Source organism: Kutzneria sp. NPDC051319, assembly GCF_040682195.1.
In the GTDB taxonomy this organism is placed as follows: Bacteria; Actinomycetota; Actinomycetes; order Mycobacteriales; family Pseudonocardiaceae; genus Kutzneria.
The window spans coordinates 34,119-58,301 of the sequence record NZ_JBFBAM010000042.1 but is presented as its reverse complement, the minus strand read 5'-3'; the positions used below and the strand labels follow the sequence as shown (position 1 = coordinate 58,301).

Below are 24,183 nucleotides of genomic sequence, written 5' to 3'. Positions count from 1 at the left end.
GGTATATACCGATCACGTGACTGATGGCGCGCTCAGAGAGCCGACCTTCCTCGTGCTGACCGCGCTCGCGGCCGGCCCCCAGCACGGCTACGGGATCCTGCTCGACGTGGAGCAGATCTCGGCCGGCCGGGTCCGGCTGCGGGCCGGCACGCTCTACACCGCCCTCGATCGGCTGGTCGCCGACGACTGGGTGGCCGCGGACCGCGAGGAGGTGGTCGACGGGCGGCTCCGCCGGTACTACCGGCTGACCGACCGCGGCGCGGCGCGCCTCGCGACCGAAGTGGAACGGCTGCGCGTGACCACCCGCGCGGCCGAGACGCGCCTGCGCGCGCGGACCGTCGGGGGGACGGCATGACCAGGGAAAAACATTACCGGCGGCTGCTTGCGCTGTACCCGAGCGACCATCGCCGACAGCACGGCGAGGAGATGCTCGGGGTGCTGCTGGCCGCGCACGGCGGCTGGCGCGACGACCTCGATCTGGTCCGCGGGGCGGCGGCGCTGCATCTGAGGCGGACGTTCAACATGGACGGTGGGCTGCGCCGGCGGGACGTGCTGGCGATCATCAGCCTGCTTGGCCCGATCGTGACACTGACCGGCGCGGTCACGAACCTGCACGAGATCGTGTGGTGGATCTTCAGGGCCGGCAGCCTGTCGGACATGCCGCTCGAACAGGTCCCGGACGCCCCGGTGTGGGGGATCTGGCTGGTGGTGGCGATTCTGGCGCTGCTCGGACTGCGCCGCGCCGCTGCGGTGTCGGCCTGGCTGGCGGTCGCCGCCTACGTGGTGATCATGCCCCTGGTCGCCGGCAGCCAGGCCTGGCACTTCGAGGCGAACGGCCTGTCGCTGCTCGGCGTCTTCGCGGCGGTCGCGCTGACCTGGTCGCCGGGCCCTCGGCGCGGCAAGGAGCTGGTCGGTCGGCGGGGCATCCTGCTGGCCATCGCCACCGTCGCCGCCGCCGCCCTGGTCATCGCCATGACGCCCTCCCTGTACTGGGTCAGTGTCCTGGCCTGGGAGGCGGGGCCGTGGCTGGCCATCGGCGCAATGGCACTGGGCCCCTACCTCGCCTGCCGTGGTGTCACAGACCGCAGGGTCGGCCGGCGCGCGACACTGGTGCTCGCGCTGCCGACCGTCACCTACCTGCTCCAGGAAGTCCTGGCGGCGATCGTCGGTCCCCCGCTGTACTGGATCGCGACGATCCCCTGGTTCCTGTTCTACGGCGTGCCGGCGCTGATCGTGTTGGCGGGCTTCGGAATCCTGCGTCCGATCACGGCCGCGCGGGCGAGCTGAGTACCTCGTGCAGCTTGGCGGCGAAGTCCACGGCGTGCCGTGCGTAGCCGAGGTGGTCGCCGGGGAACTCCACGACGTCGATGCCGAGCCGGTCGGACAGCACCTCGTTCGGCCGGTACGCCAGCAGCCCGCGTGACTCGACGCCGCAGGTGAGGACCAGCTGGTCCTTGGCGGCGGCGAGCGCGGCCAGGTCCGGCACGTGCCGCGGGTACGGGACGAACTCGTGGTCGAACCAGAACGGCACGTTGTGCTTGGACCGCCCCATCATCTCGCGCATCGCCGGCGGCGGCTCGTAACCGGGCGGCGGGGCCTGCTGGGCCAGGCCGACGACCTTGCCGAACAGGCCCATCGCCGCCTCCGGCCCGTCGGTCCGGTACAGCTGGTACACCTCGTCCATCTCGGCCAGCCGCTCGTCACGGTCGGGCAGCAGCGAGATCAGCGGCGGCTCGTGCGGCACGGCCTTCAACACCACCGACGGGTGCTTGGCCAGCAGCTCCAGCGTGACGATGGCGCCGGAGCTGCTGCCGAACACGTAGCCGGGCTCGTCGGCCAGCAGCGACCGGGCGTCCTCGACGTCGGCGGCCAGCTTGTCGGCCGGCACGGCGTCGACCGGGCTGCGGGCGAAGCCGGCCCGGTCGTACAGCACCACCTTGTAGCGGTCGGCCAGCTGCGCCGCCACGCCTTCGAACACGGTGCTGTCGTCGTTGCCGCCGACGATGAACAGCAGCACCGGACCGCTGCCCATCGTCTTGGTGTACAAGGTCATTGCGTCCCCCTCAACTGCTTGAGCGCCGTCTCCACGAGACCGAGCAGCGGCACCGGAGGGTCCGCCCGCAGCCAGTGTTCGGACGCCACCTGGGTGGCGGCGGCGACCGCCGCCGCCATGATCTCCGGATACATGCCGTGGTCACCGGGACCGAGCCGGTCGGCGATGGCCGCGGCCAGGCCCTTCTGCATCTTCACGTACGTCTTCAGCAGCTCGCCGGCCATCGCCGGTGAGGACAGCACGGGCCGCAGCCCGGCCAGCCACCCGGGCGGCGGCAGCTCGGCGGCCTCGGCGTGCACCTCGAGCACGGCGGCGGTGATCGCGTCCCACAGCGGCTCGTCGGCCGGCCGGTCGAGCAGGGCCTGGCCGACGCGGAAGATGCGGTCGGACGCCCGGGACGAGATCGCCTCGTACTTGCTGGAGAAGTAGTTGTTGAAGGTGCGCGGGGACACGCCCGCCGCGGCGGCGATGTCCTCGACCAGCACGTTGTCCAGCCCGCGCTCGACGGCCAGGGTCAGCGCGGCCATGCTCAGCGCCTCGCGGGTGGCCACCTTCTTGCGCTCACGGAGTCCGGACACCCCACCACCCTAGCAAAAGTTGCGGGGCGCGCAGTTATTTCCGGAGGAGCTGCCGGTCGGCGGCGCGCAGCGTGACCACGCGGGTGACCTTGCCGTCCTCGCCGGCCACGTCCCGCACGATCTCGAAGCCGGCCTTCAGGGCCATCGCCAACGAGCGGGTGTTCTCGGCGGCGACACAGCCGTGGACGGCGTCGAGGCCCAGCTCGTCGAAGCCGTAGTCGATCACACGATTGGACAGCTCGGTGCCCAGCCCCAGCCGCCACACGTCACGGACCAGGGCGCAGATCAGCTCGTGGCCGTCGACGTTGCCGGTCTTCTTCAGCTCGGCGTGGCCGACGTAGCGGCCGTCCAGCCGCACCGCCCACACGTCGAACATGTTCTTGGCGTACACCTCGGTGAACAACAGCCCGAAGAGCGATCTGATCGTCTCCTCGGGCTGTCGCTCCTGTCCCATCCACTTGCAGACCTCCTCGTCGCGTAACAGCGCGACGAAGTGTTCCTCGTCCTCGGGCGTGTAGGGGCTCAGCACCAGGCGCTCGGAGCGCAGCGTGGGAGTCACGGCAGAACGCTATCCGCAGCCCGAAACGGCGGCAATAATCCTATCGTGCAAGGAAAATAGCCGATGGGGTGAGTAACGGGGGTCAGCGCGGCTCGACGTCAAGCGGAAGCTTGCGAACACTCACGATCATAGCCGGATTCTGGAACTCGACCGGCTCGTCGCGGGCCACCGAGAACCCGGAGTAGCGGCGGTGCAACGCTTCGAAGGCGATGCGGCCCTCCATGCGGGCCAGCGGCGTGCCGAGGCAGAAGTGGATGCCGTGGCCGAACGTCAGGTGCGGATTGGGGGTGCGGGCGAAGTCGAAGCGCTCGGGGTCCGCGAAAACCTTGGGGTCGCGGTTGGCCGAGGCGATATTGGCCATGATGATCGAATTGGCCGGAATCGCGCGCCCGCCCAGTTCCACCTCCGCCGTGGTGCGCCGGCCGAGTTCGTTGAACGGCGGCAGACAGCGCAGGACTTCCTCCAGTGCCACCGGAATCCGGGACGGATCCGCGCGCAGCGCCGCGGAAACCTCGGGGTGGCGGTCGAAGCTGATGGTGGCGTTGCCGATCAGGGCCGTGGTGGTGATGTGGCCGGCCACCAGCAGCAGCGCCACGAAGCCGACGATCTCCTGGTCCGTCAGGCTTTCCCCGTCGACCGAGGCCCGAATCAGCTTGCTGGTCAGGCCGTCGCTGGGGTTGGCCCGGTGGTGGCGGATGTGGGCCAGCACGTACTCGTTCATCTCACGGATCGTCGGCGCGATCAGCTCCAGCGCCGCCTCGATCTCGGCCATGGTGGAGCTTTCCGTGAGCTGGTCGCCGCTGAACAGCACCTTGGCCCACTTCTCGAACAGCTCCCGGTCCTGCGCCGGGATGCCCAGCAGCTCGGCGATCACCAGGATCGGCAGCGGATAGGCCAGCTCGTCGACGATGTCGACGCGGTCCTTGCCGGCCACGCCGTCCAGCAGCTGCTCGGTGATCTCCCAGATCCGCGGCTCCAGCCCGGCCACCGTGCGCGGGGTGAAGGCCTGGCTGACCAGGGTGCGCAGCTTGCGGTGGTTGGGCGGGTCCATCGTCAGGAACATGCCGCTGCGGAACGCCTCGAAGTCCTCCTGCACGGGGGCCAGGCCGGAGAAGTCGCTGGAGAAGGCGCCCGGATCGGACAGCACGCGGGAGACGGAGGCGTGGTCGAGCAGCCGCCACATGCCGTTCTCCTCGTCCAGGTAGACCGGCTCCGTGGCGCGCCGGTCGATCCACTGGTCCAGGCGGTCCTCGAAGGCATACCGGGGCGGGGCGAGCGTCATGGGGTGGGCTCCTTGACTCGGTCGATGACGGGAAAGGCGCGCATGGTGGGGCTGACCGTGACGACGACGGTGACCACGGCGATGCCGGCCGCGCACAGCAGGATCGCGTTGACGCCGCCGAACTGCTGCACGAGCACGCCGCCGAAGGCCGGCCCGGTGGCGGCGGAGACGCCGGAGATCACCGCCATCACGCTGGTCATCCGGCCGTGCAGGCGTTCCGGGGTGAGCAGCAGCTGGGAGGTGGCGATCGTGGTGTTGGCGGTGGGTGGCAGCAAAGCCATGCCGGCGAACAGAATGCCGAGCACGTAGCCGTTGTCGACGAACACGGCCAGCGGCGTGAGCAGGGTCAGCACCCAGAACACGCCGGCGATGGACAGGAACGGGCTGATGGCCCGTTGCAGCGTCGGCGCGAGCAGGGCGCCCAGCAGGCCGCCGACGCCCAGCATGGCCGCCATGATGCCGATCTCGCCGGACGGCACGTTCCGTTCCTTGGCCAGCACGACGAGGATCACGTAGTAGGCGGAGAAGAAGAAGTTCAGGCTGATCGCGCAGGCCACGGTGGCCCGGACGTGCGGCTGCCGCCACACGAAACGCAGCCCCTCCACCATTTCCTTGCTGAGGTGGCCCTTCTCCAGCTTCTCGGGCCGCCGGTAGGGGACGCGCACGAACAGCAGCAACACGAAGCTGATCAGGTGCGTCAGCACCTCGACCGCGAACGGCACGGCCCGCCCGACGGCGTAGAGGAAGCCGCCGGCCGCCGTTCCCGTGAGCTGACCGAGGGCACCACGGGCGGAGTTCATCGCCACCGCCGTGGACAGCTGCTCCTGCGACACGATCTGGGCCACAGCGGCGTTTTCCGCCGGCAGGAACAGCGCGCGGCACACACCCATCGTCGCCGCCACGAAGATCATGTGCGGCACGGTGGCGTGGTCCAGCAACAGGGCGACGACCAGGCTGGCCACCACGATGCCTTGCGCCGCTTCGCAGCAGAGCATGACGATCTTGCGGTTCCACCGGTCGACCAGCGCCCCCGCCGGCAGGCCGGCGACCAGCTGGGCCGCCGCGTCGACACCGAGCACGAAGCCCGAGACGGCCGGCGAGCCGGTGATGGCCAGCACCAGCAGCGGGAAGGCGATCATGGACCCGCTGAAGCCGGCCGTGGACAGCGCCTGCCCGGCCCACAGGAGGCGGTAGGAGCGGTTCATCGGCTGTCCTCCGTAGTCACGGGGCGGTGGCGGGCGTTCATCGGCAGTCCTCGGCGATGGCGCGCAGGGCCGCGGCGAAGTCGTGCACAACTGCGTCCACAGTGGACCGTTCGTGTCGGGACGGTTGGTAGAGCCACGAGAAGGCCAGCTTCCCGTCCTGCACGGCGCCGACGACGTCCAGGAGGTGGGCCTTGCGCTCGGCCGGGTCGTGGTCGCGGCCGAAGGAGCCGTGGGTGGCGGCGAACAGCCCGCCGCCGGCCTGGCCGTCGGCGGCGTCCCACTGGCCGAGGTAGTTGAAGGCGATGCCCGGCTCCACGACCGGGACGTCGCCGCCGAGGTAGCGCAGCGCGCCGTAGCCGAAACCGTTGTCCGGCACGGCTCGCAGCTGCTTGCGGACCGACTTGATCCGGCTCCGCCAGTCGCCTTGGACGTGCAACGTCACCGGGAAGATCGTGGTGAACCAGCCGACCGTCCTCGTCAGGTCGACGTCGTCGAGCACGTCCTCGCGGCCGTGTCCTTCGAGGTCGATGGCGACCCGCTCCTCCCCCGTCCACTTGGACAGCGCGGAGGCCAGCGCGGTGAGCAGCACGTCGTTGATCCGCGTGCGGTAGGCGGCGGGAGCCTTGCGCAGCAGGGCATCCGTGTCGGCCTCGTCGAGCACGACCGACACGGTGTCGGTCGCCGGGTCGTCGCCGTCGTGATCGACCGGCAGCTCCTCGGCGGCCTCGATGTCCTGCCAGTACTCGGCATCCAGCCCGCCGTTGCGGACGTGCTCGGTCAGGCGGTTGGACCATTCCTGGAAGGACGTGGTCTTCGGCCCGAGGTCGATCTCCTCGCCGCGGGCGGCCTGACGGTAGGCGGTGTCGAGGTCGTCGAGCAGGATCCGCCACGACACGCCGTCCACGATGACGTGGTGCGCGGCCAGGAACAGCCAGGGCCGGCCGTCCCGGTCGAACAGCACGGCCTTGAACAGCGGGCCGGTGGTCAGGTCGAGGCCGGCGTGCACCTCGTCGGCGAACTCCTCGCTGAACTCGTGGCGGATCAGCGCCGGGACCGGCTCCAGCGGGGCGTTGTACTGCTCCCCGTCGAACCGCATCCGCAGCGCGTCGTGGTGGCCCCACACCGCGTCCAGCGCCCGCTGCAATGCTTGCTCGTCCACGTCCTCGACGAGCTCGGCCAGCAGGGACTGGTTGAAGTGGTGGGGATTCACGGTGTGGTGCTGGAAGAACCAGTGCTGGATCGGGGTCAGCGGCACCGGGCCGGTGACCAGCTGCCGGCGCTCGCCGGCATTGGTCACGGCCGTCACCGCGGGCGCCAGCTGCTCGATGGTCTGGTGCAGGAAGACGTCCTTGGACGCCAGGTGCATGCCGGCCTGCCGAGCCCGGGACACCACCTGCATGCTGAGGATGGAATCGCCGCCCAGCTCGAAGAAGTTGTCGGTGATGCCGACGTTCTGGACACCGAGCACGTCCGACCAGATCTTGGCCAGCGCCTGCTCGATCTCCGTGCTGGGCTCGACGTGCTCGCCGCTGGCCGTCACGGTCACGTCCGGCAGCCGCTTGCGGTCGACCTTGCCGCTGGGGTTGAGCGGCAGCGCGTCCAGCTCCTGGAACGCGGCCGGCACCATGTAGTCCGGCAGCGTGCGGGCCAGGAAGTCCCTGAGGCCAGCCGTTTCGCCGACGACGTAGGCGATCAGGCGCTTGTCGCGGGCGATCACCACTGCCTCGCGGACGTCCGGACGGCGGCGGATGGCTGCCTCGACCTCGCCGAGTTCCACGCGGAAGCCGCGGATCTTGACCTGGTCGTCGGCGCGGCCGAGGAACTCCAGCTGGCCGTCCGGCCGCCAGCGCACCACGTCGCCGGTGCGGTACATGCGGCCCGGCTCGAAGGGGTTGGCGACGAACCGGGCGGCGGTCAGGCCGGGGCGGTCGAGGTAGCCGCGGGCCAGGCCGAGGCCGGCGACATAGAGCTCGCCGGCGACACCGACCGGGACCGGCGTCAGCGCGTCGTCGAGGACGTAGGCCCTGGTGTTGCGGATCGGCCGCCCGATGGGCGGGACAACACCTGTTGTCAGCTCCTCGCTCCAGGTGCTGACCACGGTGGACTCCGTCGGCCCGTAAGCGTTGATCATGCGCCGGCCGGGGGCCCACCGGGTCACCAGTTCGGCCGAGCAGGCGTCGGCGCCCACGATCAGCGTGGTGAAGGTCGGCAGCTCGACGTCGGGGAGCGTGCCGAGCGCGGCCGGTGGGATCAAGGCGTGGGTGATCCGGTGACCGTCGAGCACCTCGGCCAACTGCTCCCCGAGCAGCGGCCCGGGCGGCGGGACAACGAGTGTTGCCCCGGCCGGCAGTGTCATGCACAGCTCCAGGATCGACGCGTCGAAACTGGGCGAGGAGAACGCCAGCACCCGGTCGCCGGGGCGGACCCGGAAGTGAGCGATTTCCGCCGCCGCGAAGCTCGCCAGGCCGGTGTGTGTGACGACAACGCCCTTGGGTCGGCCGGTCGAGCCGGAGGTGTAGATCACGTAGGCCGGCTGGTCGATCCGGTGCGGGCGCTGCGGGTTCGCCTCGTCGCTGCCGGCGAAGTCGTCCAGCAGCAGCACCGGCAGTTCGGTGTCCGGGGCGATTTCTCGTTGTGTGACGACGAGTTGTGGCTTGGCGTCGGCCAGCATGTAGGTGATGCGCTCGACCGGGTAGGTCGGGTCGACGGGTAGGAACGCGCCGCCGGCCTTGGCCACCGCCAGCTGCGCGACGATTGTCTCCACCGACTTCGGCAGCGCCAGGGCGACGATCTTCTCCGGCCCGACGCCGCGGTCGATGAGGATCCGGGCCAGGGCGTTGGCCCGGGCGTTCAGCTCGGCATAGGTCAAGGTCTCGGTGCCCATGACCGCAGTGGCGATCGGCGTGCGGGCCGCCTGCTCCTCCACCAGTTCCGCCAGCGTGCACGGCTTGGTGGCGACGGTGGAGTTGTTCCAGGCCGCCAGCTTCTGGAGCTCGTCGGCGGTGAGTAGCGGCAGCTCGGCGATCTTGACCGACGGTTCGGCCGCGATGCCGTCGAGCAGGATGCCCAGGTGCTCGGTGAGGCGGGCGATGGTGTCGGCCTCGAACAGGTCGGCATTGTAGGTGACGGCGACAAGCAGGTCACCGCCCTGCTCCTGGAATTCGATGGTCACGTCGAAGTTCGCGGTCGTCAGCGGCAACTCGACGTCCTCGACCTCGATGCCCGGCAGCCGGGGCGCGGCCTGCGGGGCGTTCTGCAGCACGACCATCACCTGGAACAGCGGCGTGCGGCTGGGATCGCGCTGCGGCTGCACGGCGTCGACGACCCGCTCGAACGGAACGTCCTGATGCCTGAACGCCTCCTGGACGTTGCCGCGCACGGTGTCCAGGTAGTCGTCGAAGGTGCCGGCAACGGTCGAGCGCAGGACCAGGGTGTTGACGAAGAAGCCCACCACCCGGTCCAGCTCCGCGCGGTCACGGCCGTTGGTGACGGTGCCGACGGTGACATCGCGCTGGCCGGTCCAGCGGGACAGCAGGATGTTGCAGGCGGCGTTGAGGGTCGTGAACAACGTCGTCTCGTGACGGCGGCTGATCTCCCGCAGCCTGGTTGCGATCCGTTGCGGGACAACGGCCTCGTGCACGGCGCCGGTCGTGGTGCGGACCGCCGGGCGGGGCCGGTCCGTGGGCAGGTCGGCGGCCGGCAGCTCGGCCAAGGTCTGGGTCCAGTACGCCAGCTGACCGTCGAGGTCACGGCTTCGTTGCCAGGCGGCGAAGTCCGCGTACTGGATCGTCGGCCGGTCGAGGGTCTCGCCGCGGTAGAGGGCCATCACCTCGTCGAGGATGACGCCGTTGGACCAGCCGTCGGTGACGATGTGATGGATCTCCAGGGTGAGCACGTGTTCGTCGTCGGCCACGCGCTCCAGCCGCGGCCGGATCAGCGGGCCCCGGCGCAGGTCGAACGGCCGGTTGTCGGTGAAGGTGACTTCGTGCGGCGGGTGCACGATCTGCACGCCGTCGTCGAAGGTGGTGCGCAGCGCCTCGTGCCGGGCCACGACCTCGGTGAAGGCGTCGGCCAGCCGGTCGGCGTCCAGCGGGCCCCTGAGCTTGATCGCCAGCGACGTCACATACTCGCCGCCGCCGGGGTTGAAGCTGTCCAGGAACCACAGCCGCTGCTGGTTGAACGACTGCGGCAGCGGCGCATCCCTTGGCACGACCGGGATATCGGTCTCGGTGGCACCGAGGGCGCCGACGAGTTCGGCCACGGTCGGATGGGTGAACAGAACCCGCGGGGAGATCGACACGCCGCAGTCGGCCAGCAGCCGCGAGACGAGCCGGATGCTCAGGATGGAGTCGCCGCCGAGCTCGAAGAAGTTGTCGTCGATGCCGACCTTGGGCACGCCGAGCAGCTCCGCCCAGATGCCCGCTACCGTCGCCTCCAGCTCGTTGCGGGGTGCGACGAAGTCGGTGTCGGCGGCGGTCGGCTCCGGCAGTGCCCGGCGGTCGACCTTTCCGTTGCGGCTCAGCGGGAGTTCGTCCAGCGTGATCACGGTCGAGGGCACCATGTACTCCGGCAGCACGGTCCGCAGCGCGGCCAGATCGGCGGCGCCGACGACGTAGGCGATGATCCGCTTGTCCCGGACGATCACCACCGCCTGGTCCACTTCGGCCTGCGCGGTGAGGGCCGTCTCGATCTCGCCGAGCTCGATCCGGAAGCCGCGGATCTTCACCTGGTCGTCGGCGCGGCCGAGGAACTCCAGCTCGCCGTCGACGCGGCGGACGATGTCCCCGGTCCGGTACATGCGCCGGCCGGCATCGAACGGGTCGGCCACGAACCGGTCCGCCGTCAGGCCCGGCTGGTCGTGGTAGCCGCGGGCCAGTCCCGCGCCGGCGATGCACAGCTCCCCCGGCGCACCGTCGGGAACAGGCCTCAGGTCGGCGTCGAGGACGTAGGTGCGCATGTTGTCCAGGGGACGGCCGATCGGCACCGAGTCGACAACATCTGTTGTCATCCGGTGCGCGGTCGCGAAGGTCGTGGTCTCCGTAGGTCCGTAGCCGTCGACCACCGCGATGCCCGGGCACGCCGCCAGCACTCGCCGCACGGCATTGGCCGGCACCACGTCGCCGCCCGTCCACACCTCCGTGACGCCGCTCAGGCAGTCCGGCGCGTCCTGGGCGATCATCCGGAACAGCCCGGCGGTCAGCCAGAGCCCGGTCACATCGACGCTTCGCAGCTCTTCGACCGTGAGGTCCGGCCGGCCGGTCAGCACCACTTCGCCGCCGCGCAGCAACGGCACCCACAGCTCGTAGGTGGACGCGTCGAACGCCAGCGGCGAGTGCGCCAGCACCCTCTCGTGGCCGTGATCGAAGCGACCGTCGTGCATCAGCGCCACGACATCCCGATGCCGGACCGCCACGCCCTTCGGCGTTCCCGTCGAGCCCGAGGTGTACATGACGTAGGCGAGGTTGTCCGGGTGCACCTCGACGTCTGGTGCCGTCGCCGCCCCGTCCGCGGTGATCATCTCCGGGCCGATCACGATGCTGTCCCCCGCGATCGCCCGCCGCCGCTCCTCCGGAGCCCGGACATCCAGCGGCACGTAGGCCGCCCCCGCCTTGAGCACCGCCAGCTCGGCGATCACGTGCTCGATCGACGGCTCCAGCAGCAGCGCCACCCGGTCTTCGGCCCGCACCCCCATCGCCCGCAACCGGTGCGCCAGGTGATTGGCCCGGCCGTCCAACTCCGCATAGCTCAGCGTCACATCGCCGCAGGTCACTGCCGGTGCGAACGGCGTGCGCGCCACCTGCTCGGCGAACAGCGCCGGGATGCTAGCAGCCGGCACGTCCCGCCGCTCCCCAGCCGCCTCGTCGATCATGCTCCGCAGCTCTTCCGCGCCCAACCGCGGTAGAATTGATACGGGGGCGCTCAAATTCGCGACCATCGAGCTGATCAACTTCTCAACACGTTTCAGCAGCTCAACAGCCGTTTTCGCGTCGAACAGCTCCGGGTCGTAGCCCAGGTCCAGCGTCAGCTCCGCGTCCATCGACGCCCGCACGCACAGCGGGAAGTTCGTGACATCCCCGGACGCCACCGACAGCACCCGCGGCGCCCCGGCCACCCCCGGCTCGCTGATCGGGTAGTTCTCGAACACCACCATGCTGTCGAACCGGCTGCCGACCTGGACGAACCCGTTGTCCCGGGCCTCGCTCTGCTCGTCCTGCAGCCGCCGCAGCCAGTCCCGCACCGGCACCGCGCCGCCGATGTCGACGCGCGTCGGCACGGTGTTGATGAACAGCCCGATCATCGACTCCACGCCCAGCAGCTCGGCCGGCCGCCCGGAGATCGTGGTGCCGAACAGCACCGTCCGCTCCCCCGAGTACAGCGACAGCACCAGGCCCCACGCCGCCTGGATCATCGTGTTCACGGTGATCCCGTTGCGCCGCGCCACTTCCGCCAGCCCGCTGACCGTGATCCTCGTCGACGCGCTCGACCGCGACCGGTGCGCCTCCGCCGGCTGCCGGTCGTACGGCAGCGCCGTCCGCGGGACACCGTCGAGCACCTCGCGCCAGTACTCCTCGGCCGCCGCGTGGTCCTGCTCCCCCAGCCATTCCAGGTAGTCGCGGAACGGCCGGCGGGTGATCGTCGGCGTGCGGCCGCAGTATTCCTCGCACACCTCGGTGAACACCTGGGCCAGGCTCCAGCCGTCCATCAGCACGTGGTGCGAGGTCCACGCCAGCTCGATCTCGTCGCCGTCTTCGATGACATCGACCCTGGTCAGCGGCGACCGGTCCAGGCTGATCGGGCCGTCGACCAGCCGCGCGGTGCGGTCGACGACCTGCACCGGCTCGTCGACGCCGGTCCACACCAGCCTCGTCCGCAGCGCAGGCGTCCGGTCGACAACCCGTTGCCACGCCTCGCGGAACCGGCCGGCGTCGTCGATGCCGGCCATGCGGATCCGGAGCGTGTCCACGTACAGGTCGGGATCCACCAGGCTGTGGAACAGCAGGCCCTTCTGCAACGGCGTGAGCGGGTAGACGTCGTCCACGCTTCGGCCGTCGCCGACGATCGTGTCCACTTCGGACTGACTGAGCCGCGTCAACGGGAAGTCCGACGGCGTTCGGCTGCTGTTGTCCGCGCAGTGGGCCACGATCTCCCGCAGCCCGGCCAGCATCGACTCGGCCAGGTTCCGCACCGTCTGCTCGTCGTGGACCTCCGGCCAGTAGGTCCAGCCCAGCTCCAGCTGCCCGTCCTGCACGATGCCGATCACGTCGACCAGGTACGTGCGGGACCCTTCCTGGTCGCCGCCGCTGATCGACCGGTAGAAGCCGCTCGCGCTGTCGGCCCACTGGCCGTGGTAGTTGAAGCTGATGCCCGGCTTGATCTCCGGCGCCGTGCCACGCAGATGCCGCAGCGCCCCGTAGCCGAGGCCCTTCGACGGCACCGCCCGCAGCTGCTCCTTGACCGACTTGAGCTTTGCGCCCCAGTCCCCGGCCGGGATGGTCAGTGCCACCGGGTATTCCGCCGTGAACCAGCCGACCGTCCGCGACAGGTCGACGCCGTCCACAATGTCCTCACGGCCGTGCCCTTCCAGGCCTATCAGCACCGTGTCCCGGCCGCACCAGCCGGCCACCGCCTGTCCGAGCGCGCTCAGCAGCACGTCGTTGGCCTGCGTCCGGTAGGACTCCGGCACCTTGCGCAGCAACGCATCCGTGGTTTCCCGGTCGAGCCGAACGGTGATCGTCTCGCTCACGGCCGTGTTGCCCTGCCCATCCATCGGCAGGCTCGCATCGGCTTCCGCCGTGTGCTCCCAGTACGCCAGGTCCTGACCGAAGTCATGGGCCGCGATTCGGCGGGACCAGTCCACATAGGACGTCGTCTTCGGCGGTAGCGGCCGGCCGTGGTAAGCCGACTCGATGTCGTCGAGAAGGATCCGCCAGGACACGCCGTCGACCACGAGGTGGTTGATCGTCAGCGCGAGGTTGGGGGCGTCAAAACTCCACCCCACGTGCTCGCTCTCCGCCTGCACCTCCTGCCGCCACGCGCCGTCGACCTGCGTGAACCTCGTGCGCAGCGCGTCGTGGTGTCCGATCACCTCGTCCAAGGCCCGTCGCAGCCGCTCCACGTCGATGTCTTCGCCCAGTTCGGCGACGAGCGACATCGTGAACGCGTCCATGCCGCTGTTCAGGTACCACGCCTGGATCGGCGTCACCGGCGCCGTGCCGGTCGCGTCCGCCACGATCGCCCGCTCCGCCCGTACCACCCGGGCCAACTCCGCCACCGTCTGATGCCGGAACACATCCTTGGACACCAGGTTCAGCCCCGCCGCCCGAGCCCTGGACACCACCTGGATGCTCAGGATCGAGTCCCCGCCCAGCGCGAAGAAGTTGTCCGTGACGCCCACCCGCTCGGCCCCCAGCACCTCCTCCCAGATCCCCGCCAGCACCCGTTCCTTCTCGCTGCGCGGCCCCACCCACTCCTCGGCCTCGACCACCGGCTCCGGCAGCGCCTTCCGGTCGATTTTCCCGCCGCTCGTCGTCGGTAGCCGATCCATCGCCACGAACACCGACGGCACCATGTAGTCCGGCAGCGATTCCCGCAGCCGATCCTTGAGGCTGACAACAGCTGTTGTCGACACCGCGCCCGCGCTGATGCCCGCAACGCTGCGCGGCAACTCGGCCGAGGTCGGCGTGACAACATCTATTGTCGAAGAACGGTCGACCACGTAGGCGACCAGCCGGTGGTCCCGCACCACGACCGCCGCCTGCTCGACCTCGGGCAGCCGCAGCAACGCCGCCTCGATCTCGCCCGGCTCGACGCGGAAGCCCCGCAGCTTGACCTGCTCGTCGACGCGGCCCAGGTACTCCAGGGATCCGTCCGTGGTCCAACGAACCCGGTCACCGGTGACGTAGAGGCGGCCGGCGCCGAAGGGGTTGGCGATGAAGCTGGCGGCGGTGAGCCCGGGGCGGTTGAGGTAGCCGCGAGCCAACTGGGCGCCGGCGATGTGCAGCTGACCGGCGACGCCGACGGGTACCGGGCGGAGCGAGTCGTCGAGGACGTAAGCCCGGAGGTTGCTCAGCGGGCGGCCGATCACGGGGCGCGTGCCAGTGATCGGGGCGATGGTGGCGTCGACCGTGCACTCAGTGGGGCCGTACAGGTTGTAGGCCCGCGTTCCGGGCAACTGCTGAAGGTCGTGCCACAACTGCTCGTCGATCGCCTCGGCCCCGAGCACGAGCACAGGCGGCATCGGGCGACCGGTGGTCAGCAGGTGGCGGATGAACGACGGCGTCGAGTTGATCAGGTCGACGTCGTGATCAAGCACGGTCTCGGGGTCGACGATGTGCAGCTCGTGGCCGGCCGCCATCAGCAGCAGGCCCTCCCACGCCGCGTCGAACGACAGCGACGCGGTGAGGGCGACCTTGAGCCACCGGCCATCGGCGAAGTCGTCGCCGTGATCGAAGTGCAGGTTGGTGAGCGCTCGGTGGCTGATCACCACGCCCTTGGGCGTGCCGGTGGAGCCGGAGGTGTAGATGACGTACGCGGCGCTGTCGGGCTGCGGAGCCGGCAACGGCCTCGGCTCGGCATCGGTGGCCGCGGCGGTCAGCACCAACACGGGCTGCGCGTCGGCCTTGATGAACCCGGCGCGGTCGGCCGGCAGCTCGGGATCGAGGTAGAGCACGGCGGCGCCGGCCTTGTGCACGGCCAAGATGGCGATGACGGCGTCGGCGGAGCGCGGCATCGACACCGCGACGATGCGGTCGGGACCGGCACCGCTATCCACCAGTTGGGCCGCCAGCCGCGAGGACCGGTCGTCGACCTCGGCGAAGGTCAGGCGGACGTCGTTGTGCACCAGGGCAACTGCGTCCGGGGTGACCAGAGCTTGGGCGGTGAAGATCGAGGGGAACGTGGTGGCCGGAACCTCGGTCGACGTGCCGGACCACTCCACCAGCTGCGCGACCTCGGCCGACGTGAGCAGCGGCAGCTCGCCCAACGGCCGGTCGGGGTTGTCGGCGACGGCGGCCAGCAGGGTGCGGAGGTGGCCGATGAGACGAGTGATGGTCGAGGCGTCGAACAGGTCGGTGTTGTAGTTGACCAGGCCCCGCAGCTGAGAACCGGCCTCGGCGAACTCGAAGGTCAGATCGAAGCTGGCGGTGGTCATGGGCAGCGCCAGCTCGGAGGCGGTGAGCCCGTCGAACGACGGCAGCTTCGCCCCGCCGTTCTGCAACGTGACCATGGCCTGGAACAGGGGCGAACGGCTGGTGTCGCGAGTGGGCTGCACCTCGTCGACCACCCGCTCGAAGGGAACATCCTGGTGGGCGAAGGCCTCCAGGACCGATTCCCGAACGGCAGCGGCGAACTCACGGAAGGTCTGCCGACCGTCCACACGGGACCGGAGCACGACGGTGTTGACGAACATGCCGACAACCCGCTCCAGCTGAGGGTTGTCGCGGCCCGAAGTGACGGTGCCGACGGCGATGTCGTCCTGGCCGGTCCACCGAGCCAGCAGCGCCTGACAGGCGGCCACGAGCGTCATGAACAGGGTGCAGTCGGCGAGACGAACCGAAGGCAGGTCGAACTCGATGGCGGCGCCGTTGTGGGTCTGCGTGGCCGGGCGGGGGCGGTCGGTGGGCAGTTCCAGGGCGGGGACGTCCCGCAGACGGTCGCGCCAGTAGGACAGCTGGCCGTCCAGGTCCTGACCACGTTGCCACGCGGCGAAGTCGGCGTACTGGAGCCCCACCTCGGGCAGCGTGGAACCGTTGTACAGCGCGGAAAGCTCGTCGACCAGGACGCCGATGGACCAGCCGTCGGTGATGATGTGGTGCATCGACAGCACCAGCTCGTGCTCACGCGGCGACGACTCGGTCAGCCGGATCCGCAGCAGAGGGCCGTTGACCAGGTCGAACGGGCCGTCAACGTCGCTGAACTCGACCTCGTGGGGCGGATTCACGACCAGACCGGGGCGGTCGGAGACGGTGGTGCGCAGGGACTCGTGCCGAGCGATCAACGTGGTCAGCGCGGACCTGAGCCTCGGCTCATCCAGCTCACCCAGCAACCTCACCGCGAAGACGGTCGTGTACTCGGTGCTGTCGGGATCGAACTGGTGCAGGAACCACAGTCGTTGCTGGGCATAGGACAGCGGCAGCTCACCATCGCGGGGGACGGCCGGGATGACGGTGAGGTCCGAAGACCCCGGCAGTGCGGCGGCCAGGGCGGCGACCGTCGGGGCGGTGAACAGGACGCGCGGGGAGACCTCGACGCCGAACTCGGCGCGCAGCCGGGAGGTGATCCGGATGCTGAGGATGGAGTCGCCGCCGAGCTCGAAGTAGTTGTCCTCCAGGCCAACCCGCTCGACACCGAGGGTCTCGGCCCAGATCGTGGCGATCTTGCGCTGCTCCTCGGTGGCCGGCGCGACATAGCCTCGGCTGACGACCTCGGGGGCCGGCAACGCACGACGGTCGAGCTTGCCGTTGCGGGTCAACGGAATCTCGTCGACGCGCACGAAGGCGGCCGGGATCATGTGATCCGGCAACGTCTTGGCCAGGTGCTCGCGCAGGCCCTCGGTTTCGCCGACAACGTAGGCGACGAGCCGGTGATGGCCCGGGGTGTCCTCGCGCGGGATCACGGCCGTGGCGGTGACCTGCGGTGACGTCAGCAGGGCGGCCTCGATCTCGCCGAGCTCGATGCGGAAGCCGCGGATCTTGACCTGGTGGTCGGCACGGCCGAAGTACTCCAGCTCGCCGTCCGCCCGCCACCGGGCCAGATCGCCGGTTCGATACATGCGACTGCCCGGATCGAACGGGTTCGCGATGAACCGGGTCGCGGTCAGGCCGGGGCGATTCAGGTAGCCGCGCGCGAGACCGGCGCCGGCGACGTACATCTCGCCGATCACACCGGCCGGCACCGGGTTGAGATCCGTGTCCAGCACGTAGACACGGAGGTCGGGCAGGCCGACGCCGATGGTGTTGCCGGCGCTGGCATCGAGTGCGCGATGGGTGACGTGCACGGTCGTCTCGGTGATGCCGTACATGTTGACCAGCTCGACCTTGCCCCACCACGCGTCCAGCCGCCGCGCGTCGAGCGCCTCGCCGCCGAAGATCACGTAGCGCAGCGACAGGCCATCCACCGGTTCCAGCTGGTAGAAGGCCGACGGCGTCTGGTTGAGCACGGTGACGCGCTCGTCGACCAGCAGCCGCAAGAAGTCCCGGGGCGAACGGGAAACCGCGTGCGGCACGACAACCAGCCGGCCGCCGTGCAGCAGCGGGCCCCACAGCTCCCACACCGAGAAGTCGAACGCGTACGAGTGGAACAGCGTCCAGACATCGTTGCTGCCGAGGGAGAACAGGTCACGTGTCGAGGCGAAGAGCCGGGTCACGTTGGCGTGCGTGACCACCACGCCCTTGGGCACGCCGGTCGAGCCGGAAGTGTAGATCAGATAGGCCGGGCTCTCGGGTGTGATCAGCACGTCCGGGTCGGTGGACGGCTCGCCGTCGGCCTCGACCGAGGTCAGCATCAGCAGGGCGTTGCTGTCCTCCAGCATCCGCTCGACCCGGTCCCGCGGGTAGTCGGGGTCGATCGGCAGGTACGCGGCTCCGGCCTTCAACACCGCCAGCACGGCGACGACCAGGTCGGCGGTCCGCGGCAGGCACAGGGCGACGAAGGTCTCCGCGCCGGCGCCGGCGGCGATCAGCCGGTGGGCCAGCCGGTTGGCCCGGGCATTCAGGTCCGCATAGGACAGACTCGTCCCCTCGGACGTCAGCGCGACGGCGTTCGGGGTGGCCTCGACCTGCGCGGTGAACAGGGAGGTGATCGTCGGGGCCGGTAGATCGACGGCGGTGCCCTGCCAGCCGGCCAGCACGTTGTGCCGCTCGGCCCCGGACATCCACGACAGGTTGCGCAGCTGATCGTCAGTGAAGCTGACGACCAGCGTCTGCAACCGGTTGGCCATCGTCTCGGCCGTCCGCGCGTCGAACAGGGCGGGATCCGTGGCCAGCTCGAAGGTCAGGCGGCGGTCGAGGTAGGCCCGCAGCACGACCGGAAAGTTGGTGCTGTCCGTGGCCTCGACATGCTGCACGGCCACGCCGGCCCGCTCGTCGAACGGGTAGTTCTCGAACGCCACCATGCTGTCGAACAGGCTCTGCCCGGCCGGCACGTCGCTGTAGGCGCGGAGCCTGCCCAGCGCCACGAAGTCGTAGCGGCGCGACTCGGTCTGCCGATCCTGCACCGACCGAAGCCACGGCACCAGCCGCTCCTGGCTGCGCACCTGGACCCGGGTCGGGATGGTGTTGATGAACATGCCGATCATCGACTCGACGCCGGGCAGGTCGTCCGGACGCCCGGAGACCGTGGTGCCGAACACGACGTCGTCGGTGCCGCTCTGCCGGGCCAGCAACAGCGCCCATGCGCCCTGCACGACGGTGTTCACGGTCAACCCGTTGCGCTGCGCGAACTCCCGTAGCCGAACGGACTGCTCCTCCGACAGCGGCACCCGCACCGACTGCGAGGACCGGGCCTGATGTGCCTGCGCCGGCTGACGGTCGTACGGCAGCGGCGTCGGCGCCTCGAACCCGCCGAGCTCTTCCCGCCAGAACGCCTCGGCCGCGGCCGAGTCCTGCGACGACAGCCAGGACAGGTAGTCGCGGAACGGCCGGCGGACCGTGGTCACCTGGCCGCCGTACTGGGCGCAGACCTCCTCGAACACCTGCCCGAGGCTCCAGCCGTCCAGCATGATGTGGTGCGAGGTCCACGCCAGTCGGATCCGGTCGCCGCCCAGCGGCACGATCGCCAGCCGCATCAGCGGAGCTTGAGTGAGGTCGAGGTCGGTGTCGCCGGAGTCCTGGTAGGCGATGGGCACGGTGACATGCCGCTGCACGATCTGCACCGGCTCGTCGAGCCCGTCCCAGGCCAGCCGCGTGCGCAGCGCCGGCGTGCGGTCCACGACCGCCTGCCATGCCGCCCCGAACGCCACCGGGTCGGCGATGCCGTCCAGCACCATGCGGGCCTGGTCGACGTAGATCTCCGGCTCGACCAGGCTGTGGAACAACATGCCGGCCTGCAGCGGAGTCAGCGGGTAGATGTCCTCGACGTTGCGGCCGTCGCCGACCAAAGCGTCCACAGTGGACTGCGACAGCCGGGCCAGCGGGAAGTCCGACGGCGTGCGGCCGCCGGCCATCGGCCAGCCGCAGTGGTCGATGATCTCCCGCAACGCCCGCAGCATCGCGTCGGCCAGCCGCCGGACGGTCTGCCACTCGTACAGATTGTCGGAATACAGCCAGGTCAGGGTGAGCTCGCCGGACTCGACGACGCCGGCGACATCGAGCAGGTAGCCGTTGCGCTGCTCCGGGGCGAGGTCGAAGCCGGTCGTCTCGCGCTGCCCGCGGAACAGGCCGGCGGCGCCGGAATCCCACTGGCCGTGGTAGTTGAAGCAGATCCCGGGCTCGGCGTGAAGATCCTTGCCGCCGAGGTAGCGCAGGGCCTCGTAGCTGAGGCCACGCTGGGGCACCGCCCGCAGCCGTTCCTTGACGGACTTCAGCGTGTGGCCCCAGTCCCGGCCGGCCGGAATCGCCAGCGCCACCGGGAACTGCGTGGTGAACCAGCCGACCGTGCGGGACAGGTCGACGCCGTCGAACAGGTCCTCGCGGCCGTGGCCCTCCAACGCGATGAGCACGTCGTCGCGGCCGGTCCAGTCGGCCAGTGCCTGACCGAGTGCACTCAGCAGCACGTCGTTGATCTGCGTGCGATAGACGTCCGGGACCTTGTGCAGCAGCGCGTCCGTCTCTTCGCGGCCCAGGCTGACGGTCATCGTCCGGGTCGAGCCGGAGGTGTTCTCGCCGATGTGGTCGGTCGGCAGCGGCTCGCCATCGGTGATCTGCTGCCAGTACGCCAGATCCTCGTCGAAGGTGTGCCCGTTGAGCCGGTGCGCCCACTGGGTGAACGCGGTGCCGGTCGGCTCCGGCGTCGCGCCGCCGTAGGCGGCCTCGATGTCGCCGAGCAGCAGCCGCAGCGAGACGCCGTCCACGACGAGGTGGTGAATCGCCAGGAACAGCAACGGAGTCTCGCCGGGGATGAAGATCGCCTTCACCATGCGGCCGGCGGTGATGTCCAGGCCGTCACGGCTGATCTCCGTGCCGTCCTCCAGGATCCCGGTCGGCGCGGCCGCCGGCTCCTGCCGCCAAACGCCGTCGTCGCAGGTGAAACGGGTGTGCAGGGCCTCGTGATGGGCGATCACGGTGTCGATCGCGGCCGACAGCCGAGCCCGGTCCACATCGGCCGGCAGCTCCAGCAGCATCGACATCGTGAAGTGGTTCAGCGGCCCGTAGGTCTCGAAGAACCAGTGCTGGATCGGCGTCAGCGGCGCGGGGCCGGCGATGACCGGCGCCGCGACCTCGGTTTCGGTCCGGGCCACCAGCGCCAGGTCGGCGATCGTCTGGTGGGTGAACAGGTCCCGCGAGGTCAGCCGCAGGCCGGCGGCCCGAGCGCGGGACACCACCTGGATGCTGAGGATGGAGTCGCCACCCAGCGCGAAGAAGTTGTCCCGCACGCCGATCCGGTCGCTGCCGAGCACACCGGCCCAGATCTCGGCCAGCAGCCGCTCGTTGTCCGTGCGCGGCGCGACCCACTCCGCGGTCTGCGCCACGGGCGCCGGCAAGGCCTTCCGGTCGAGCTTGCCGGTGCTGCTGACCGGCAGCCCGTCCAGCTGCACGAACACCGCCGGCACCATGTAGTCCGGCAGCGATTCGCGAAGCCGTTCCCGCAGGGACGAGGTGTCCCCCACCACGTAGCCGACGAGTCTGTTGTCCCGCACGACGACCGCGGCCGCGTCGACCTCGGGCAGCCGGAGCAGCGCGGCCTCGACCTCGCCCGGCTCGATGCGGAAGCCGCGGATCTTGACCTGGTCGTCGGCTCGGCCGATGTACTCCAGACGCCCGTCGGCCCGCCGACGCACCAGGTCACCGGTCCGGTACAGCCGTCCGTCACCGAAGGGATTGGCCACGAAGCGATCGGCGGTCAGGCCGGGCCGGTTCAGGTAGCCACGGGCGACCTGCGCGCCGGCCAGGCACAGTTCCCCCACCACGCCGGTCGGCACCGGCCGCAGATAGCCGTCCAGGACATAGGCCTGCATGTTCCGCAGCGGACGGCCCAAAGAGGACTGATCACCAGCGACGACGCAGGACAGCGCGTCGACGGTGCACTCGGTGGGGCCGTAGAAGTTGTGCGCGGTGGTTCCGTCGACGGCCGCGAGTTCCCGCCAGAGCTCGTCGCTGAGGGCCTCGCCGCCGAGCATCAGCACGGCCGGGCGGTGTCGCGGATCGGTCAGCAGGCCGGCCGGCAGGAGTTGCCGCAGGTAGGTCGGGGTGAGGTCGAGGAAGTCGATCCCGTTGCCCGCCACGTAGTCCACGAGGGCGTCGGCGTCCATCCGGGTCTCGTCGTCGATCACGTGCAGCTCGTGGCCGTCGGCCAACAGCACCGGGCCTTCGAGGGAGGTGTCGAAGGAGAACACGGCGGTGGTCGCCACCCGCAGCCGACGGCCGGCGGCGAAGTCGTTGCGGTGGTTGAACAGCAGGTTCACCAGGTTGCGGTGCTCGACCGCGACGCCCTTGGGGGTGCCGGTGGAGCCGGAGGTGTAGATGATGTAGGCGGTGCTGTCCGTCCGCACCGGACAGTCCGGATTGGTCTCCGGCATGCCGGCCGCGTCCGACAGCACCACACGGTTACCCACCACAGGTGTGGTGGCGTCGTCCGGGTCGACCACCACAAGTGTGGTGCCGGCGTCACGAAGCAGCAGATCAACACGGTCCTTGGGCAGTCCGCGGTCCACCGGCAGGTACACCGCACCCGCCTTGAACACCGCCAGCATCGCGATGACCAGTTCGGCCGAACGGGGCAGCGCAAGGGCAACGACCCGCTCCGGTCCCGCGCCCGACGCGATCAGGTGGTGGGCCAAGCGGTTCACGCGGGCGTTGAGCTCGGCGTAGGTGAATTCTGTGTCCTGGAACACCAGCGCGCGGGCGGTCGGCGCCTTGGCCACCGTCTCCTCGAAGACCTCGACAATGGTGGAGGCCGTCACGTCCAGGGCGGTGTCGTTGGCCTCGACGAGCAACCGTGACCGCTCGTCCGCGGCCAGCAGGGGCAGGTCACCGACCCGCCGGACCGAAGTGATCTCCATCAGCAGCGTGGAAAGGTGCCCGGCCATCCGCGACACCGTGTCCGCGTCGAAGAGATCGGTGCTGTACTCCACGGATCCGGCCAGACCGTCGCCGGTGTCCTGGAACTCGAAACTGAGGTCGAAGGTCGCGGACCGCCGGCTCACATCGACCGGTTCCACCGCGAGGGCGCCGAACTCGGGCTGGCTGCCGGCCGCCCCGTGCAGCAGCACCAGCACGTCGAACAGCGGGTTCCGACTGGGATCCCGCTCCAGCCGCAAGGCCTCCACGACCTTGTCGAACGGCGCCTCGGCGTGCTCCAACGACGTCAGCACGGTCGTCCTGACCTGCGCCAGGAAGTCGCCGAAGGACACCTCGTCGTCCACTGTGGACCGCAGCACCACGGTGTTGACGAAAAAGCCGACCATCCGCTCCAGCTCGGGCCGGTTGCGGACGTTCACCACCGAGCCGACGGCGATGTCCGGTCGGCCGGTGTATCGGGCCAGCAGGATCTGACAGGCCGCCACCAGCACGGTGTACAGCGTGGTGTCGTGCTCGCGGGCCAGCTCCGACAGCCGCTGGGAAACCGCTGCCGGCAGCCGGAAGTCGTGGACGGCGCCGGCCGAGGTCCGCACCGCCGGGCGCGGCCGGTCGGTCGGAAACTCCAGCGGCTCCACACCGGCCAGCTGCGAGGTCCAGTACTCCAGGTGCTTGTCCAGCGAGCGGCCACGCTGCCACACGGCGTAGTCCGCGTACTGAGCCGTGGGCTCGGCCAGGGTTGCGCCGCCGTACAGGCGACCCAACTCGTCGATCATGACACCCATCGAGGCGCCATCGGTGATCACGTGGTGCGCGGTCAGCAGCAGCACGTGGTCGCCGGCGGCCAGCCGGACCAGAAGTGCCCGCAGCAGCGGGCCTTTCCGCAGGTCGAACGGCCGCGAGTACTCGTCGGCCAGCACCTGGTCCAGCTCCGCCGGCTCCTCGACCACTCGCAGCGGGACGTCGACGGCATCGGCGATGGCCTGCACCGCGACGCCGTCCACAACGGACACCGTGGTACGCAACGACTCGTGCCGGGCGACCAGCGCCGCGATCGCGGCGGTGAGCGCCGGCACGTCGAGGTCGCCGGACAGCCGCAGCGCGACGGCGCTGTTGTACTCCGACTCCCCCGGACGCAGCTCGTCGAGGAACCACAGGCGCTGCTGGGCGTACGACAGCGGCAGCGCCGAGGTCCGATCGGCGCGCGGGATGCCGTCGGACGCCTTCGCCCGCCCGGCGAGTCGTCGCCTGAGCTGCTCGCGCAGTTCCGCCGGCAGCGCGTCGATGCGGCTCTGCCTCGATGTCGTCATGATGTCCGTTTCTCTCCAGAGGGTG

Annotated in this window: 8 protein-coding genes; 2 read left to right on the top strand and 6 right to left on the bottom strand. The window is 70.0% G+C overall.

What is annotated here, in order from left to right; translation table 11 throughout:
• The first annotated feature begins 16 nt into the window (after nucleotides 1–16).
• Nucleotides 17–355: a helix-turn-helix transcriptional regulator gene (locus AB0M73_RS32005; RefSeq protein ID WP_043727257.1), complete on the top strand. Its 339-nt coding sequence runs from the start codon at nucleotides 17–19 to the stop codon at nucleotides 353–355.
• Nucleotides 352–1,287, top strand: coding sequence for a hypothetical protein (locus tag AB0M73_RS32000; RefSeq protein ID WP_363898432.1), 936 nt, complete (start codon nucleotides 352–354; stop codon nucleotides 1,285–1,287). The genes AB0M73_RS32005 and AB0M73_RS32000 overlap by 4 nt, the downstream gene beginning before the upstream one ends.
• On the opposite strand, the gene AB0M73_RS31995 is transcribed toward AB0M73_RS32000, so the two are convergent.
• From AB0M73_RS31995 to AB0M73_RS31970, 6 genes are all read right to left on the bottom strand, one after another.
• The gene (locus AB0M73_RS31995) at nucleotides 1,265–2,053 is read right to left on the bottom strand and encodes an alpha/beta fold hydrolase (protein ID WP_363898429.1); all 789 of its coding nucleotides are present in this window, start codon (nucleotides 2,051–2,053) and stop codon (nucleotides 1,265–1,267) included. The two genes, AB0M73_RS32000 and AB0M73_RS31995, sit on opposite strands and share 23 nt — an antisense overlap.
• On the bottom strand, nucleotides 2,050–2,631 hold the full coding sequence (locus AB0M73_RS31990; RefSeq protein ID WP_363898426.1) for a TetR/AcrR family transcriptional regulator: 582 nt from the start codon (nucleotides 2,629–2,631) through the stop codon (nucleotides 2,050–2,052). Before AB0M73_RS31990 ends, AB0M73_RS31995 begins: the two co-directional genes overlap by 4 nt.
• 34 nt (nucleotides 2,632–2,665) lie before the next feature.
• Nucleotides 2,666–3,190, bottom strand: a complete 525-nt coding sequence (locus tag AB0M73_RS31985) for a GNAT family N-acetyltransferase (protein WP_363898423.1) — start codon at nucleotides 3,188–3,190, stop codon at nucleotides 2,666–2,668.
• Between the two features lie 82 nt (nucleotides 3,191–3,272).
• Nucleotides 3,273–4,472: a cytochrome P450 gene (locus AB0M73_RS31980; RefSeq protein ID WP_363898420.1), complete on the bottom strand. Its 1,200-nt coding sequence runs from the start codon at nucleotides 4,470–4,472 to the stop codon at nucleotides 3,273–3,275.
• A complete protein-coding gene (locus AB0M73_RS31975) occupies nucleotides 4,469–5,677 on the bottom strand; it encodes an MFS transporter (RefSeq protein ID WP_363898417.1) in 1,209 nt (402 codons plus the stop codon). The genes AB0M73_RS31980 and AB0M73_RS31975 overlap by 4 nt, the downstream gene beginning before the upstream one ends.
• Nucleotides 5,678–5,714: 37 nt before the next feature.
• Nucleotides 5,715–24,158: a non-ribosomal peptide synthase/polyketide synthase gene (locus AB0M73_RS31970; protein WP_363898414.1), complete on the bottom strand. Its 18,444-nt coding sequence runs from the start codon at nucleotides 24,156–24,158 to the stop codon at nucleotides 5,715–5,717.
• Nucleotides 24,159–24,183: the final 25 nt, after the last annotated feature.